The sequence below is a fragment of the Streptococcus sp. C300 genome (assembly GCF_000187645.1).
Classification (GTDB): Bacteria; Bacillota; Bacilli; order Lactobacillales; family Streptococcaceae; genus Streptococcus; species Streptococcus oralis_CQ.
In genome coordinates this window covers 761,869-778,291 of the sequence record NZ_GL732466.1, presented here as the reverse complement: position 1 = coordinate 778,291, position 16,423 = coordinate 761,869, and the positions used below count along the sequence as shown (strand labels likewise).

The following is a 16,423-nucleotide window of genomic DNA, read 5'->3' as shown; positions in this document are numbered from 1 at the left end:
TTTGTCAACGCTGCTAATAAGGAAGACAAACTCTATGTGGACTACGCCAAAGGCTTTATCCAATTGATTGCCCCATTTGCACCTCATTTGGCAGAAGAACTCTGGCAAACAGTTGCTGCAACAGGTGAGTCCATCTCTTATGTAGCTTGGCCAACTTGGGACGAAAGTAAATTGGTTGAAGATGAAATCGAAATCGTCGTCCAAATCAAAGGAAAAGTTCGTTCCAAATTGATGGTTGCTAAAGACCTATCACGCGAAGAATTGCAAGAAATCGCTCTGGCTGATGAAAAAGTTAAAGCAGAAATTGACGGCAAGGAAATCGTGAAGGTGATTGCGGTACCTAACAAACTCGTTAATATCGTCGTTAAATAACGAGTTTATTATCTCTATCTGCCACCTTCAATAGTCCACTGGACTATTGAAGCCAACTAAATTGGTTAATATTGTTGTGAAATAAGATAGGAATCCTCCAGAGCTGAACTCTGGAGGATTTTTTGAATTTTTTCATGAAAGTATGATATACTATGTGCAATTATAAAGTTTGAAAAGTAAAACAAGGAGAAAACAATGCCAGTAAACGAATATGGTCAGATAATTGGTGAGCCAATGAAAGGTTATACACCAGGTGAATTGCCTTCCATTGATTTCTTAGAAGGGCGCTACACTCGGATAGAGCCTCTTTCGGTAGAAAAGCATGCGGAGGATTTACTAGCTGTTTATGGCCCAGATACTCCTCGGGAGATGTGGACCTACCTCTTTCAGGAACCAGTGGCAGATATGGAGGAACTGGTTACCGTTTTAAATCAGATGTTGGCTCGTAAGGACCGTTTTTACTATGCGATTATAGACAAGGCAACTGGTAAGGCCTTGGGAACCTTTTCGCTTATGCGCATCGACCAAAATAATCGTGTAGTTGAAGTTGGGACTGTTATTTTTTCTCCAGAGCTCAGGGGAACACGTATAGGGACAGAGGCTCAGTATCTCCTAGCGCGATATGTTTTTGAGGAGCTTAACTATCGTCGCTACGAATGGAAGTGTGATGCTCTTAATCTGCCATCCAGACGAGCTGCGGAGCGTTTGGGCTTTGTCTATGAAGGAAACTTCCGTCAGGCAGTCGTTTATAAGGGGCGTACGAGAGATACGGATTGGCTCTCTATGATTGATAAGGACTGGCCTCAAGTCAAAGCTCGTTTAGAAACATGGTTGGCTCCTGAAAATTTTGATAAAAATGGACGACAGTACAAGAGCTTGAGAGAACTTTAAGAGGTGTTGACATGATCACTATTAAAAAGCAAGAAATTGTCAAGTTAGAGGATGTTTTGCATCTCTATCAGGCTGTCGGTTGGACAAATTATACCCATCAACCTCAGATGTTGGAGAAGGCCTTGTCTCACTCATTAGCGATTTACCTGGCACTTGATGGCGATGCCGTGGTGGGCTTGGTCCGTTTGGTCGGAGATGGTTTTTCATCGATTTTTGTCCAGGATTTGATCGTTTTGCCTAGCTATCAGCGCCAAGGAATTGGTAGCAACTTGATGAAAGAGGCTTTGATAGACTACAAGGATGCTTATCAAATTCAACTGGTGACAGACCAAACAGAGAAAAATTTGGGATTCTATCGTTCTCTGGGATTTGAAACCTTATCTACTTATGATTGTACAGGAATGATTTGGGTGGATCGAAAAAGATAAAAAAATTATTTTTTATTAAGTAAAGTTTAAGTCTCCTTGTGTATCATATAGTTATTAAATAAAGACCTCCTAATACTCTTCGAAAATCTCATCAACCTTCGTTAGAGTCGACTTAGCTAACTATAGTTATGCTTGCGTCTATCTACCTAGTCTGATTTCGATTTTCATTGAGTACCCTTTATTTAATGAAATCCCAAACTTTTCTTTTTCATCATAATCTCCTAAAGAAGTCACCCAATCAGGTGGCTTTTTTATGACTTGGAGAGGAAAAATCCATTTGAAAAAAATTTTTAAAAAAATGATAAATCAGGAGAAAAGTTAAGTTAGCTTTAAGATTCATCTTGTATCATATAACCATTAAATAAAGACCTCCTAACTTTATTTAATGAAATCCTAAACTTTTCTTTTTCATAATAATCTCCCTAAAGAAGCCACCCAATCAGGTGGCTTTTTTGTTAAAAAAACTCCTTAGAAAAGACTAAGGAGAAAGAATCATGTTTTCTTTTTAAGTTGTTGATTTCGATACTGTCTAGGTGTTAGGAGATAGTGCTGCTTAAATTGACGGTTGAAGTTTGAAAGGTTGGTGAAGCCGACCTGGCTTGCAATTTCTTGAATGCTGAGGTTGGTTTGGACGAGTTTCTCACAGGATTTTTCAAGACGTAACTGGAGCAGGTAGTCCATACAACTGGCTCCAGTATGTAGCTTGAAAATACTCATAAAGTGATTTTTACTATATCCAAATGTTGCAGCCAGTTGCTCAATATGAATGGGTTCTGAGTAGTGCTGTTCAAGGTAGCAAATCACTTCTTTTAGTTTTTGGTATTTTTGGTAGGTATCATCTGTATAGTGTCGATTGACGTATCTATACTTAAAGAGAAGATGAAGCAATTCGTATAGTTTAGATTTTATGAGTAGATCGTAGTATATGCCTTTTTCTTCAAGGATAGAAAAAAGGGAAAGAAGGCAGGATTGAATTTGATCATAGGCCTTATCGCCTGGTGATATTTGAGGAGTGAGGCAAAAGTGACCGGAGTGGAGGGGTTGGATATAGCGTTGGCTAAAGCTGTCAATTTGACTTCTCCCAAGATAATCTAGATGAATCCGAAAGCTGGTAGAAAGTAGTTCTTGATCTTTATGAGAATAGATAGAATGGAGAGAGGTCGGTTGGATAAGAAAAATATCTCCTTCGCGACTTTCAAAGCGTTCTGAGTTGATATGAACGATGGCAGAACCCTTTGTAACGTAAATAATCTCTAGTTCAGGATGACAATGATAGATTGTGTCAGGTGACTTTTTGGATAAGATTTGTTTTTCAAAATCATATGGGAAGTCAGATGGGTTATCTCGTAAGAAACGTGAACGGTCTGCCATGGTAAATCCTCCCAATATACTATTACTACTTTTATTATACCAAAAAAACTTCCTTATCTAGGAAGTTTTCGGGCTTTAAGCTTTCTTTTTCATATAAAAAATAGTAAGAACAAGTCCAATGAAGGCCAAAGCAATAGCAACATAAAAAGCTACACTATAATTTCCATTATTAGCCATTGCCATTTGAACAGCGACTTTGGGAGCGAAAAATGCTGCTAAAGAATATCCAGTGAAGACGATACCGTAGTTGACCCCTTGATTTGCAGGACCGTAATTTTCCATGACGATAGATGGGAAGACCCCCATAACACCGCCAAAGCAGATACCAAGTCCAATAATTCCTAAGGTAAACCCGAGTTGACCAGGGACGATAGTTAGGGAGAATAAAGCTAGGACAATGACAGAATAGATAATCAATAAGGTCTTTGAACGGCCGATTTTATCAGAAAGTGATCCCCAGATAAAACGACCACTAGAGTTTGCGATTGAATAAAGAGAGACATAGAGAGCTGCAGTGCCTGCAGAGAGTCCAAACATTGATTGACCGATTGGTGATGCTTGAGAGGCAATCATCAAACCAGAAAAGGCGCCAACAAAGAACATGCTAATGATAATGTAAAACAGAGGACTTTGTAGCATTTGTTTCCAGTTTTTATTAGTAGGTCCTTGTTTGGTTGGGATAGGAGCTTTCCAGCCTGCTGGTTGGTAGCCGCTTGGAGCTGCCTTAATAAAGAAAATTGCACAGATGATAACAACAATATAGACTAGCCCAATTGTACGAAAAGCAAAGAAGGCATCTTGTTTTTGAATGAGATTGCTCGCGACTGGAGAAGCGATGACTGCGGCAAATCCCATGCCACCTGTCAGAATTCCAGAGGCTAAGCCACGTTTATCAGGGAAGAGGCGAAGTGAATTGGAGAGGGCACCTGAATAGGCAAAACCTTGACCAAGCCCGGCCATTAATCCATAGGTCAAATAAAGCATGGCTGGTGAATTGGCATAGCCGGTTAAGTAAAATCCGCTAGCAAATAGAAGAGCGCCGAGGGCGATGGTCCATTTTACATAACCTTTGTCAACTAAATAACCTCCGAGAATCATGGGGATAGGGCCTATTGCAGAGTTGATAGCAAATGCTAACATAATATCAGACATGGACCAGCCTGTTGAACTGCTAAGTGGTCCGGCAAAAACAGAAAAGGAATAGACGGCACCTGTACAAAGAAGAATGGCTGTAGACGCGACTAAAATCCTCCAACGATTGAATGTCTCTTTCATAAAAACATCCTCCTTAAATGTATATTTTTTCACCAAGACTATATCATAGTTAAGGAAACCGGTCAATAGTTTATGAAGATATTTTGTTAATTTTTTCACGAACTTGTACTAAAGTACGATAATCTGATAGAATAACACGGTCTTTATTATCAAGGATTTACAAGATTTTCTAAAGTAGTATAATGAAAGTAGATTAAATAAATGAAAGGGGTACCAAGATGAAACTAGTTGCTATCGTTGGAACCAATTCAGATCGCTCAACCAATCGGAAACTCTTGAAATTTATGCAAAAGCACTTTTCGGATAAAGCCGACATTGAGGTATTGGAAATCAAACAATTGCCAGCCTTTAACGAACCTGAGGACAAGCTAGCGCCAGCTGAAGTTCAAGCTTTTTCAGAAAAAATTCTTGCCGCAGATGGTATGATTATTTCAACACCTGAGTACGACCACACGATACCAGCACCTTTGGCCTCTGCTTTGGAGTGGATTGCTTATACCAGTCGTGCCTTAATCAATAAACCGACGATGATTGTTGGTGCTTCTCTCGGTTTGCTGGGAACATCTAGAGCGCAGGCACATTTACGTCAGATTTTAGATGCGCCGGAGCTTAAAGCGAGAGTTATGCCGGGTACAGAGTTCTTTCTAGGTCATTCTGAGCAAGTCCTGGATGATGAGTGTCATTTGAACAATCCTGAAAAGGTTGCAGAACTAGAAGAACATTTTTCAGAGTTTCAAAACTTTGTTGAATTAACAAAGGCTTTGGTCAAACCAGAAGATACAAATCGTAAGAAATCTTTCATTTGGGAAGAATGGTTGAAAGCATAAGTATTTCAAGAAAGGAGAACAATCCATGAAATTAGTAGCTATTGTTGGGACTAATGCAAAAAAATCCTATAATCGCAACCTCTTGCAATTTATGAAAAGACATTTTGCTCAGAAAGCGGATATTGAGATTTTAGAGATAACAGATGTACCAATGTTCAATGAAACAGATGATCAAACAGATACACCTATTATTCAGAAGTTTAATCAAGCTATTTCAAAAGCTGATGGTGTCATTATCTCGACACCCGAGCACAATCATACGATTCCATCAAGTTTGAATAGCTTGCTCGAGTGGTTGTCTTTTAACATTCATCCGCTAGACGGAAAGCCGACAATGATTGTCGGAGCTTCTTACGATATTCAAGGTTCTTCACGAGCCCAACTTCATCTTCGTCAGATTTTGGATGCTCCTGGGGTAAATGCAACAGTTATGCCAGGTAGTGAGTTTTTACTTGGTCGAGCGCATCGAGCATTTGATGATAATGGAGATTTGATTGATGAGCGAACCGTTGATTTCCTAGATAGTTGTTTTTATCGCTTCCTTCGCTTTGTATCCGTTGCAAACCAACTAAACCTTCCTGAAGAAGTTCGCTTTGAACCGGGGACTTACCATGTTACAACTGAAGGCCATAATGGTAAATTACCGATGGATGTAACGGTTTCTGAGGACCGTATTGAAAAAATCGAAATCGATTCTTCTGGAGAATCTTCAGGAATCGCAGATGTCGTCTTTACCCGTATTCCAGCAGAAATCATTGAGGGGCAAACATTAAATGTTGATGCGGTGTCAGGAGCTTCTGTGACTTCAAATGGTGTTTTAGATGGAGTTGCGCGTGCAGTCAAACAAGCCGGTGCAAATCCAGATGTTTTACGGAAGCGTTCAAAAGCGCCATCTGCCCTAGATAAAGAAGATAAGACCTATCAGGCAGATGTTGTCATCGTCGGAGGCGGAGGAGCTGGATTAGCTGCAGCGGCTGCAGTCTTACAAGCTGGTAAGAAGCCAATTGTTGTTGAGAAATTTCCTGCAATTGGAGGAAATACTGTTCGTGCAGGTGGTCCAATGAATGCACCAGATCCAGCATGGCAAGGAACCTTCGCAGCTCATCCAGGTGAGGCACATACGCTTCAAGAATTGATTGCGACAGATGAATCAACGATTGATCCAGAATATCTAGAGGACTTTAGAGCCTTGAAAGTTGAGGTTGAGCAGTATTTGCAGGACCCGAGCTATTTGTTCGATTCTACCTTGCTCTATCGTATCCAAACCTATATCGGTGGGAAACGAAAAGATTTACAAGGGAATGAAATTCATGGCCAATACGATTTGGTTTCTGTTTTAACCGAACGGGCCCTAGAGTCTGTTCGTTGGTTGGAAGACATCGGCGTTGAATTTGTTCGTAGCGAAGTGACAATGCCAGTTGGAGCCCTTTGGCGTCGTGGCCATAAGCCGGTTCAACCAATGGGGTATGCCTTTATATCTGTCCTACAAAAATATGTTCTAGAACATGGTGGCAAGATTTTGACAGATTCTCCAGTTAAAGAATTGCTTGTAAAAGACGGGGCTGTCAAGGGTGTCAGAGCAGAAGGTCGAAACGGTCAAACCATCATTGTCAATGCAGATGCCGTTGTTCTAGCTTCTGGAGGATTTGGTGCCAATACCAAGATGCTACAAAAATACAATACCTACTGGACTGAAATTGCAGATGATATTGCTACATCTAATACACCAGCTGTGACAGGAGATGGTATTCTTTTAGGGCAAAGTGTAGGTGCAGATTTGGTGGGTATGGGCTTTAGTCAAATGATGCCAGTATCCGATCCAGTGACAGGAGCTCTTTTCTCAGGACTTCAAGTTCCTCCAGCAAACTTCATCATGGTAAATACTGAAGGGAAGCGCTTTGTAGATGAGTACGGTAGCCGAGACAAGCTATCTCAAGCGGCGATTGATAATGGAGGCTTGTTCTATCTAATCGCAGATGAACGTATCAAGGAAACTGCCTACAATACTAGCCAAGAAAAAATCGATGCCCAAGTCAAAGCAGGTACTCTTTATCGTGCAGATACGATAGAAGAGTTGGCGGTTCAGATTGGTGTGGATCCACAAGTTCTAGTGGAAACGATTAAGAATTACAATTCCTATGTAGATGCAGGTTTTGATCCTGAATTTAATAAAGGTAGTTTTGATCTCAAGTGTGAGGTTGCGCCATTTTACGCAACACCGAGAAAACCGGCCGTTCACCATACAATGGGTGGACTCAAGATTGATACTTCAACACACGTTTTGAATGAAAACGGTCAGATTATCCCTGGTTTGTATGCTGCCGGAGAAGTCGCAGGTGGACTCCATGCAGGTAACCGTCTAGGAGGAAATTCGCTTACGGATATCTTTACTTTTGGACGTATTGCAGGTCAAACAGCTGTTAAAGAAAATTGTTAGTGATTGATTTAAAAATTAAGGGAATTTTAAGTCTCCTTGTGTATTATATAATCATTAAATAAAGACCTCCTAATACTCTTCGAAAATCTCATCAACCTTCGTTAGAGTCGACTTAGCTAACTATAGTTATGCTTGCGTCTATCTGCCTAGTCTGATTTCGATTTTCATTGAGTACCCTTTATTTAATGAAATCCTAAACTTTTCTTTTTCATAATAATCTCCCTAAAGAGGCCACCCAATCAGGTGGCTTTTTTGTTTGTGGCTTGGATTTTTGATATAATAGAGCCATGAGTAGAATTTTAGATAATGAGATCATGGGGGATGAGGAGTTGGTAGAACGTACCCTCCGTCCCCAGTATTTACGTGAATATATCGGGCAGGATAAGGTCAAGGACCAGCTGCAAATCTTTATCGAAGCTGCCAAAATGCGGGATGAAGCGCTGGACCATGTGCTCTTATTTGGGCCTCCAGGTTTGGGGAAAACGACCATGGCCTTTGTCATTGCCAATGAACTGGGAGTCAATCTCAAGCAAACGTCTGGTCCTGTCATTGAAAAAGCAGGTGACTTGGTAGCGATTTTGAATGATTTGGAGCCTGGAGACGTTCTCTTTATTGACGAGATTCATCGCCTGCCCATGTCGGTGGAAGAGGTGCTTTACAGTGCCATGGAGGACTTCTACATTGATATCATGATTGGTGCTGGTGAAGGCAGTCGCAGTGTTCATTTGGACTTGCCACCATTCACCTTGATTGGTGCGACGACACGTGCGGGGATGCTTTCTAATCCTCTACGAGCACGTTTTGGGATTACGGGTCATATGGAATACTATGCCCATGCTGACTTGACGGAGATTGTTGAGCGGACAGCAGATATTTTTGAGATGGAAATCACTCATGAGGCAGCTACTGAGCTGGCCTTACGTAGTCGTGGAACTCCTCGTATCGCCAATCGTCTCCTCAAGCGCGTGCGCGACTTTGCCCAGATTATGGGAAATGGGGTTATCGATGATGTCATTACCAATAAGGCTTTGACCATGTTAGATGTAGACCATGAAGGTTTGGACTATGTGGACCAGAAAATCCTTCGCACCATGATTGAGATGTACGGTGGTGGTCCTGTCGGATTAGGTACTCTCTCCGTTAATATTGCCGAGGAGCGCGAGACGGTCGAAGATATGTACGAACCTTACCTCATCCAGAAAGGTTTCATCATGCGAACTCGTTCTGGACGGGTGGCAACTGCTAAGGCATATGAGCATTTAGGTTATGAATACAGTGAAAAATGAGCAAGATTTTTTAGAGGTTTTTAGAGAAAATCCAGATATGATGACTATTCTGACCATCATTCGTGACCTTGATTTGAAAGACTCGTGGTTGGCAGCAGGTTCTGTCAGGAATTTCATCTGGAATCTCTTGTCTGATAAATCGCCTTTTGATAGTGAGACGGATGTGGATGTGATTTTCTTTGATCCAGATGTTTCTTATGAGGAAACAGTATCCCTAGAGAAAAAACTGAGAGAAGATTTCCCTCAGTATCAGTGGGAGTTGAAAAATCAGGTCTATATGCATCAGCACAGTCCCCACACTGCGCCTTACACGAGTTCTCGTGATGCTATGAGTAAGTATCCTGAACGCTGTACGGCGATAGGGCTTCGCTTGCATGCCGACGCAACTTTAGAGCTCTTTGCGCCCTATGGTATAGAGGATATTTTGAATTTTAAGGTATCCCCAACTCCTCATTTTTTAGAGAATGAGGACCGAATGAAGCTCTATCAAGAACGCTTGTCCAAGAAAAATTGGCAAGAAAAATGGAAAAATCTGACTTTCTCAAAAAACTTAAGAAAAATTTAAGTTAGGGACGGTATACTAGGTTCATAAGTTAAGAGGAACTTAACTTAAACTCCTAAAACTTTTTCATAATAATCTCCCTATAAAATTAAGTCGCCCAATCAGGCGGCTTATTTTTTGTCTGTACGGAGAGCTAATAACTTAGCAATAGAAGAAAATAGGGAAATATGGTATAATGAAACGATAGATTTTTGAATAGGAATAAGATCATGTTTGGATTTTTTAAGAAAGATAAAGCTTTAGAAGTCGAGGTTCCAACACAGGTTCCTGCTCATATTGGCATCATCATGGATGGGAATGGTCGTTGGGCTAAAAAACGGATGCAACCACGGGTTTTTGGTCATAAGGCGGGAATGGAAGCCCTCCAAAAGGTAACCAAGGCAGCTAACAAGATGGGAGTTAAGGTCATCACGGTTTATGCCTTTTCAACGGAAAATTGGACGCGCCCAGATCAAGAAGTCAAGTTTATCATGAATTTGCCAGTCGAATTTTATGATAACTACGTCCCTGAATTGCACGCAAATAACGTTAAGATTCAGATGATTGGGGAGACAGACCGTTTGCCTAAGCAGACTTTTGAAGCTTTGAAAAAAGCAGAGGAATTGACCAAGAACAATACGGGCTTGATTCTCAATTTTGCGCTTAACTATGGTGGCCGTGCTGAAATTACGCAGGCTCTTAAGGGCTTGGCTCAAGATGTTTTAGATGCTAAAATCAACCCTGGTGATATCACAGAAGATATGATTGGGGACTATCTTTTCACGCAACACCTGCCAAAGGATTTGCGGGATCCTGATTTGATTATCCGTACGAGTGGTGAGTTGCGTTTGAGTAATTTCTTGCCATGGCAAGCAGCCTATAGCGAGCTTTACTTTACGGATACCTTGTGGCCTGATTTTGATGAAGCTGCCTTGCAGGAAGCTATTGCTGCTTTTAACCATCGCAATCGCCGTTTTGGAGGAGTTTAGGAGAAGATATGACCAAGGATTTACAAAAGAGAACATTGTTTGCGGTATTGGCCCTGGCGATTTTCCTTCCAGTCTTGTTTGCGGGAGGGCTCTTGTTGCAGATAGGGATTGGCTTGTTAGCGATGCTAGGTGTCCATGAACTCTTGCACATGAAGGGGCTAAAGACTATGACCATTGAGGGCGCTTTGACTCTTTTTGCGACCTTCGCTCTCACAGTTCCTTTAGAAAATTACCTAACATTTTTGCCTGTTGATGGGAATGTAGTTGCCTATAGTGTTCTGATTACCATAATGCTAGGGACGACCGTTTTCAGTAAAAACTATACGATTGAAGATGCCGCTTTCCCAATTGCTGTGAGCTTTTATGTTGGTTTTGGCTTCAATGCCTTACTAGATGCTCGGGTGGCAGGTTTTGATAAGGTGCTTTTGGCCCTCTTTATTGTCTGGGCGACAGATAGCGCAGCTTACCTGATAGGGATGAATTTTGGCAAGCATAAGTTGGCTCCGAGAGTTTCTCCCAATAAGAGCATTGAGGGCTTTATCGGAGGTATTCTAGGTGCGGTACTGGTAACAGCAATCTTCATGCTTGTAGACAGTACAGTTGCTCTCCCTTATGGAATTTATAGAATGAGCCTCTTTGCCGTCTTCTTCAGTGTGGCAGGTCAGTTTGGTGACTTGATTGAGAGTGCTATGAAACGCTATTTTGGTGTCAAGGATTCTGGGAAATTTATCCCGGGGCATGGTGGTGTATTGGATCGTTTTGACAGTATGCTAGTTGTCTTTCCTATCATGCACTTATTTGGCCTGTTTTAAAGAAAGGAATATTGAATGATTGGATTGCTAACCTTTATCCTCGTTTTTGGGATTATTGTGGTGGTGCATGAGTTTGGACATTTTTATTTTGCCAAGAAATCGGGCATTCTAGTTCGTGAATTTGCCATTGGTATGGGGCCCAAGATTTTTTCCCATATCGGTAAGGATGGCACTGCTTATACCATTCGAATCCTTCCTCTAGGAGGCTATGTTCGTATGGCAGGCTGGGGTGATGATGCGACAGAAATCAAGACAGGAACTCCAGTCAGTTTAACACTTGCCGATGATGGTAAGGTCAAACGGATCAACCTCTCAGGGAAGAAGTTGGATCAAACGTCTCTTCCTATGCAGGTAACTCAGTTTGACTTTGAAGACAAGCTCTTCATTAAAGGCTTGGTCTTGGAAGAAGAAAAGACCTTTGCAGTGGATCATGATGCAACGGTGGTTGAAGAAGACGGAACCGAAGTGCGCATTGCTCCTCTGGATGTACAGTATCAAAATGCTTCTATCTGGGGTAAGCTCATCACCAACTTTGCAGGTCCCATGAATAACTTTATCTTAGGTGTTGTTGTTTTTTGGATCTTGATCTTTTTGCAGGGCGGTGTTAGAGATACTCAGACCAATCTCTTTCATGTCATGCCAGAAGGAGCTTTGGCTAAGGTGGGCGTAGCTGAGACAGCTCAAATCACCAAGGTCGGCTCGCATGAGGTTAAGAATTGGCAAGACTTGACCCAGGCTGTGGAAGCAGATACCAAGGACAAGACAGCCCCGACCTTAGATGTGACCATTTCTGAAAATGGTAGCGAAAAACAAGTCACGGTGACTCCAGAAGAGAATCAAGGACGTTATATTCTTGGGGTTCAACCGGTAGTCAAGTCAGACTTTCTATCCATGTTTGTTGGTGGATTTACAACTGCAGCTGACTCAGGACTTCGTATCCTTTCGGCTTTGAAAAACTTGATTTTCCATCCAGATTTGAACAAACTCGGCGGACCCGTTGCCATTTTTAAGGCAAGTAGCGATGCTGCTAAAAATGGTCTTGAGAATGTCCTCTATTTCCTAGCTATAATTTCCATCAATATCGGGATTTTTAACTTGATTCCTATCCCGGCTTTGGATGGTGGAAAGATTGTGCTCAATATCCTAGAGGCTATCCGCCGGAAACCCCTTAAACAAGAAATTGAAACCTATGTCACCATGGCTGGTGTAGTTATCATGGTTGTCTTGATGCTAGCTGTGACCTGGAATGACATTATGCGACTCTTCTTTTAGATAATCGAGGAATATTATGAAACAAAGTAAAATGCTAATCCCAACGCTTCGCGAAATGCCAAGCGATGCTCAAGTTATCAGCCACGCCCTTATGTTGCGTGCTGGTTATGTTCGTCAAGTTTCTGCCGGTGTATATTCTTACCTACCACTCGCTAACCGTGTGATTGAAAAGGCTAAGAATATCATGCGCCAAGAGTTTGATAAGATTGGTGCGGTGGAGATGTTGGCTCCTGCACTTCTCAGTGCCGATCTTTGGCGTGAATCAGGTCGTTATGAAACCTATGGTGAAGACCTTTATAAACTGAAAAACCGTGAAAAGTCAGACTTTATCTTAGGTCCGACACACGAAGAAACTTTTACAGCTATTGTTCGTGACTCTGTGAAATCTTACAAGCAATTGCCACTCAACCTTTACCAAATCCAACCGAAATACCGTGATGAAAAACGTCCACGTAACGGACTTCTCCGTACGCGTGAATTTATCATGAAAGACGGCTATAGTTTCCATGCTAATTACGATAGTTTGGATGTGACTTATGACGAGTACAAGGCAGCCTATGAACGTATCTTCACTCGTAGTGGTTTGGACTTCAAGGCCATCATCGGTGATGGTGGCGCCATGGGTGGTAAGGATAGCCAAGAATTTATGGCCATTACACCAGCTCGTACAGACCTTGACCGCTGGGTTGTCTTGGACAAGTCAGTTGCCTCATTTGATGAAATTCCTGCAGAAGTGCAAGAAGAAATCAAGACAGAATTGCTCAAATGGATGGTTTCTGGTGAAGACACCATTGCCTACTCAAGTGAGTCTAGCTATGCAGCTAACTTAGAAATGGCAACAAACGAGTACAAACCAAGCAACCGTGTCGTTACGGAAGAAGAAGTAACTCGAGTGGAAACACCAGGTGTTAAATCTATTGACGAAGTCGCAACCTTCCTTAACATCCCAGAAGAACAAACAATCAAAACCCTCTTCTACATGGCAGATGGTGAGCTTGTTGCAGCCCTTCTAGTTGGAAATGACCAACTCAATGAAGTTAAGTTGAAAAACCACTTGGGAGCAGATTTCTTTGACATTGCGAGCGAGGAAGAAGTAGCAAGTGCTGTTCAAGCCGGCTTTGGTTCACTTGGCCCAGTTGGTTTGCCAGAAAATGTGAAAATCATTGCAGACCGTAAGGTGCAAGATGTTCGCAATGCTGTTGTAGGGGCTAATGAAGATGGCTACCACTTGACGGGTGTGAATCCAGGTCGTGACTTTACTGCAGAATATGTAGATATCCGCGAAGTTCGTGAGGGTGAAATTTCCCCAGACGGACAAGGTGTCTTAAACTTCGCCCGTGGTATTGAGATCGGTCATATTTTCAAACTCGGAACTCGCTACTCAGCAAGTATGGGCGCAGATGTTTTGGACGAAAATGGCCGTGCTGTGCCAATAATCATGGGTTGTTACGGTATCGGTGTTAGCCGTCTCCTTTCAGCCGTTATGGAGCAACACGCTCGCCTCTTTGTCAATAAAACGCCAAAAGGCGAATACCGTTATGCTTGGGGAGTTAACTTCCCTAAAGAATTAGCACCATTTGATGTGCACTTGATTACTGTCAATGTCAAAGATGAAGAAGCGCAAGCCTTGACAGATAAACTTGAAGCAAGCTTGATGGGAGCTGGTTACGAAGTCTTGACAGACGACCGTAACGAACGTGTCGGAGTGAAGTTTAGCGATAGTGACTTGATTGGGTTGCCAATCCGTATTACTGTTGGGAAGAAAGCAGCTGACGGTATTGTAGAAGTTAAGATCAAGGCGACTGGTGACACCATCGAAGTTCATGCAGACAACTTGCTTGAAACGCTTGAAATCCTCAGCAAGAAATAAAAACTATAATCAGAAGAAAAACAAGGCAAAAATGTAACTAGTTTTTACCTTGTTTTTTCTATATAATGAGAGTGAAGAATACATCATCAAGTTAAGAGGTATAATAATGTTAAAATTTCCAAAGGATTTTGTCTGGGGTTCCTCTACTTCTGGACCACAGACAGAAGGTCGTGTACCTGGTGACGGCAAGGGATACAATCTCTGGGATTATTGGTTCCAAGTAGAGCCAAATCGTTACTACAATGGAATTGGACCTGATAAAACATCGACTTTTTACGAAAACTGGGAAAAGGATATTGAGCTTTTGGTAGAGACTGGGCATACAGCCTTCCGAACTTCTATCCAGTGGTCTCGTATTTTTCCGCAAGGTCGTGGAGAGATCAATCCGCAAGGGGTGGCTTTCTACCGTCAGGTTTTTGAGGCTATTAAGGCCAAGGGGATTCGTCTCTTAGTCAATCTCTATCACTTCGACCTGCCTTTTGCCCTTCAAGAAGCTGGTGATGGCTGGGAAAATAAGGCAACTGTCAAGGCTTATGAAGACTATGCTCGTTTTTGTTTTGAGACTTACGGTGACTTGGTAGACCAATGGATTACCTTTAATGAACCCATCGTCCCCGTAGAATTTGGTTATTTTTATGATGCCCATTATCCTCACAAGGTGGATGCCAAAGCAGCGGTTAAGGTTGCCTATCATACGCAACTGGCTAGTAGTCTTGCGGTTAAGGCCTGTCATGAGATTCTGCCTGGCTCTAAGATTGGAATTGTACTTAACTTGACACCAGCCTATCCACGTAGCCAGCATCCTGCGGATGTCAAGGCTGCGCGCATTGCCGACCTCTTCCAAGCTCAATCTTTCCTAGATCCGTCTGTCTTGGGAGCTTATCCAGAGGAATTGGTGGAAATTTTAGCTGAGCATGATTTGCTGCCAGAGTACACTGTTGAAGAGTTAGAACTCATTCGCGAGAACATAGTTGATTTCCTTGGAGTCAACTACTACCAACCTTTGCGCGTTATGGCGCCACGTTTTGCTAAACATCCAGACAGTCCCCTCTTGCCAGAACATTTTTACGAGCCTTATATCATGCCGGGCCGTAAAATCAATCCTCACCGAGGTTGGGAAATCTACGAGCAGGGGATTTATGATATCGCTCAAAATATCAAAGAAAATTATGGTAATATTGAGTGGATGTTGACAGAGAATGGTATGGGTGTTGAAGGGGAAGAAAAATTCCGTCAAGATGGGATGATTCAAGATGATTACCGTATTGACTTTGTCAAAGGACATCTTCGTGAACTTCACCGTGCGATTGAAGATGGAGCCAACTGTAAAGGATACTTAATATGGACCTTTATTGACTGCTGGTCATGGCTCAACAGTTATAAAAACCGCTATGGTCTAGTTGAGCTCGACTTAGAAACGCAAGAACGCCGCTTGAAAAAATCAGGCCACTGGTTCAAGGAACTCAGCGACCATAATGGATTTTAAGAATAAAAAGAGTGAGATAGTGTTCATCTCACTTTTTATTACAATATCATCACCAAAGTCCCAATCGTAATCAGGATACAGCCAATAATTGTTTTAAACGTCAGGATATCTTGTAGGAAGAAAAAGGCTAGAACGAGGGTAATGACGAGACTGAATTTATCGACAGCAGATACCTCAGTCGCATTGCCCATCTGCAAGGCCTTGTAATAGCAGAGCCAGGAGGCGCCAGTGGCTAAACCAGATAAGATGAGAAAGAGCCAACTTTTTCTACTGATATTGACAATTTCGGTCTGGCTATTGGTCGAGAAAACCATGCCCCAGGCCATAAGAATGACGACGACCGTACGAATAGCAGTTGCTAGATTGGATGGAACTCCCTCAATCCCAATCTTGGCTAAAATTGACGTTAGGGCTGCAAAGATAGCAGATAAAAGTGCGAAGAAAAACCACATAGCAAATACCTCCTCTTTTTATTATAAGTAATTGATGCTGACTTGTCAGGTATCAAGTGAAATCTTGATAAAATACCAGATAGAAAAACTATACCAATTTTTATCCTTGACAAG

Annotated in this window: 15 protein-coding genes; 12 read left to right on the top strand and 3 right to left on the bottom strand. The window is 42.0% G+C overall.

What is annotated here, in order from left to right; translation table 11 throughout:
* From HMPREF0849_RS03650 to HMPREF0849_RS03640, 3 genes are all read left to right on the top strand, one after another.
* On the top strand, nt 1–372 hold a 372-nt coding region (locus tag HMPREF0849_RS03650; RefSeq protein ID WP_156798276.1), incomplete at its 5' end, for a class I tRNA ligase family protein.
* A gap of 195 nt (nt 373–567) precedes the next feature.
* Nucleotides 568–1,263 (top strand): GNAT family N-acetyltransferase, encoded by a 696-nt coding sequence (locus HMPREF0849_RS03645; protein WP_001144885.1) that lies wholly within the window; start codon nt 568–570, stop codon nt 1,261–1,263.
* A gap of 11 nt (nt 1,264–1,274) precedes the next feature.
* Nucleotides 1,275–1,691, top strand: a complete 417-nt coding sequence (locus HMPREF0849_RS03640; RefSeq protein WP_000628401.1) for a GNAT family N-acetyltransferase — start codon at nt 1,275–1,277, stop codon at nt 1,689–1,691.
* Nucleotides 1,692–2,183: 492 nt separating this feature from the next.
* On the opposite strand, the gene HMPREF0849_RS03635 is transcribed toward HMPREF0849_RS03640, so the two are convergent.
* Together HMPREF0849_RS03635 and HMPREF0849_RS03630 are read right to left on the bottom strand one after the other, a co-directional pair.
* Nucleotides 2,184–3,062, bottom strand: a complete 879-nt coding sequence (locus HMPREF0849_RS03635; protein ID WP_000785197.1) for an AraC family transcriptional regulator — start codon at nt 3,060–3,062, stop codon at nt 2,184–2,186.
* Between the two features lie 75 nt (nt 3,063–3,137).
* The gene (locus tag HMPREF0849_RS03630; protein ID WP_000665257.1) at nt 3,138–4,337 is read right to left on the bottom strand and encodes an L-lactate MFS transporter; all 1,200 of its coding nucleotides are present in this window, start codon (nt 4,335–4,337) and stop codon (nt 3,138–3,140) included.
* A gap of 218 nt (nt 4,338–4,555) precedes the next feature.
* Between HMPREF0849_RS03630 and HMPREF0849_RS03625 the strand changes: the two genes are divergently transcribed.
* The 9 genes from HMPREF0849_RS03625 to HMPREF0849_RS03585 all read left to right on the top strand — a co-directional run bounded on the left by HMPREF0849_RS03625 (nt 4,556) and on the right by HMPREF0849_RS03585 (nt 15,857).
* Nucleotides 4,556–5,164, top strand: a complete 609-nt coding sequence (locus HMPREF0849_RS03625; protein WP_000779598.1) for an NADPH-dependent FMN reductase — start codon at nt 4,556–4,558, stop codon at nt 5,162–5,164.
* 25 nt (nt 5,165–5,189) lie between these two features.
* The gene (locus tag HMPREF0849_RS03620; protein ID WP_000779593.1) at nt 5,190–7,601 is read left to right on the top strand and encodes a flavocytochrome c; all 2,412 of its coding nucleotides are present in this window, start codon (nt 5,190–5,192) and stop codon (nt 7,599–7,601) included.
* A 287-nt stretch (nt 7,602–7,888) separates the two neighbouring features.
* Nucleotides 7,889–8,887: a Holliday junction branch migration DNA helicase RuvB gene (ruvB, locus tag HMPREF0849_RS03615; RefSeq protein WP_009013571.1), complete on the top strand. Its 999-nt coding sequence runs from the start codon at nt 7,889–7,891 to the stop codon at nt 8,885–8,887.
* A complete protein-coding gene (locus HMPREF0849_RS03610; RefSeq protein ID WP_001098871.1) occupies nt 8,868–9,452 on the top strand; it encodes a nucleotidyltransferase family protein in 585 nt (194 codons plus the stop codon). Before ruvB ends, HMPREF0849_RS03610 begins: the two co-directional genes overlap by 20 nt.
* Before the next feature lie 206 nt (nt 9,453–9,658).
* The gene (locus HMPREF0849_RS03605; protein WP_000466700.1) at nt 9,659–10,417 is read left to right on the top strand and encodes an isoprenyl transferase; all 759 of its coding nucleotides are present in this window, start codon (nt 9,659–9,661) and stop codon (nt 10,415–10,417) included.
* Nucleotides 10,418–10,425: 8 nt separating this feature from the next.
* Nucleotides 10,426–11,229 carry a phosphatidate cytidylyltransferase gene (locus HMPREF0849_RS03600; RefSeq protein ID WP_000159118.1) on the top strand — a complete coding sequence of 268 codons (804 nt, stop codon included), beginning with the start codon at nt 10,426–10,428 and terminating at the stop codon, nt 11,227–11,229.
* 15 nt (nt 11,230–11,244) lie between these two features.
* Nucleotides 11,245–12,501: an RIP metalloprotease RseP gene (rseP, locus tag HMPREF0849_RS03595; RefSeq protein ID WP_000579746.1), complete on the top strand. Its 1,257-nt coding sequence runs from the start codon at nt 11,245–11,247 to the stop codon at nt 12,499–12,501.
* Nucleotides 12,502–12,517: 16 nt separating this feature from the next.
* Nucleotides 12,518–14,371, top strand: a complete 1,854-nt coding sequence (locus HMPREF0849_RS03590) for a proline--tRNA ligase (protein WP_000814031.1) — start codon at nt 12,518–12,520, stop codon at nt 14,369–14,371.
* 106 nt (nt 14,372–14,477) lie between these two features.
* Nucleotides 14,478–15,857, top strand: a complete 1,380-nt coding sequence (locus HMPREF0849_RS03585) for a glycoside hydrolase family 1 protein (protein WP_000911364.1) — start codon at nt 14,478–14,480, stop codon at nt 15,855–15,857.
* 38 nt (nt 15,858–15,895) lie between these two features.
* Here HMPREF0849_RS03585 and HMPREF0849_RS03580 read toward each other — a convergent pair whose 3' ends face one another.
* A complete protein-coding gene (locus tag HMPREF0849_RS03580) occupies nt 15,896–16,309 on the bottom strand; it encodes an EamA family transporter (RefSeq protein WP_000264211.1) in 414 nt (137 codons plus the stop codon).
* Between the last annotated feature and the right edge of the window lie 114 nt (nt 16,310–16,423).

Bases quoted from the DNA above. Each gene is read 5' to 3' on its own strand.
- HMPREF0849_RS03580 (WP_000264211.1), bottom strand. From the start codon at position 16,309: ATGTGGTTTTTCTTCGCACTTTTATCTGCTATCTTTGCAGCCCTAACG.
- HMPREF0849_RS03635 (WP_000785197.1), bottom strand. From the start codon at position 3,062: ATGGCAGACCGTTCACGTTTCTTACGAGATAACCCATCTGACTTCCCA.
- HMPREF0849_RS03590 (WP_000814031.1), top strand. From the start codon at position 12,518: ATGAAACAAAGTAAAATGCTAATCCCAACGCTTCGCGAAATGCCAAGC.
- HMPREF0849_RS03645 (WP_001144885.1), top strand. From the start codon at position 568: ATGCCAGTAAACGAATATGGTCAGATAATTGGTGAGCCAATGAAAGGT.
- ruvB (WP_009013571.1), top strand. From the start codon at position 7,889: ATGAGTAGAATTTTAGATAATGAGATCATGGGGGATGAGGAGTTGGTA.
- HMPREF0849_RS03620 (WP_000779593.1), top strand. From the start codon at position 5,190: ATGAAATTAGTAGCTATTGTTGGGACTAATGCAAAAAAATCCTATAAT.
- HMPREF0849_RS03625 (WP_000779598.1), top strand. From the start codon at position 4,556: ATGAAACTAGTTGCTATCGTTGGAACCAATTCAGATCGCTCAACCAAT.
- HMPREF0849_RS03640 (WP_000628401.1), top strand. From the start codon at position 1,275: ATGATCACTATTAAAAAGCAAGAAATTGTCAAGTTAGAGGATGTTTTG.
- HMPREF0849_RS03600 (WP_000159118.1), top strand. From the start codon at position 10,426: ATGACCAAGGATTTACAAAAGAGAACATTGTTTGCGGTATTGGCCCTG.
- HMPREF0849_RS03630 (WP_000665257.1), bottom strand. From the start codon at position 4,337: ATGAAAGAGACATTCAATCGTTGGAGGATTTTAGTCGCGTCTACAGCC.
- rseP (WP_000579746.1), top strand. From the start codon at position 11,245: ATGATTGGATTGCTAACCTTTATCCTCGTTTTTGGGATTATTGTGGTG.
- HMPREF0849_RS03585 (WP_000911364.1), top strand. From the start codon at position 14,478: ATGTTAAAATTTCCAAAGGATTTTGTCTGGGGTTCCTCTACTTCTGGA.
- HMPREF0849_RS03610 (WP_001098871.1), top strand. From the start codon at position 8,868: ATGAATACAGTGAAAAATGAGCAAGATTTTTTAGAGGTTTTTAGAGAA.
- HMPREF0849_RS03605 (WP_000466700.1), top strand. From the start codon at position 9,659: ATGTTTGGATTTTTTAAGAAAGATAAAGCTTTAGAAGTCGAGGTTCCA.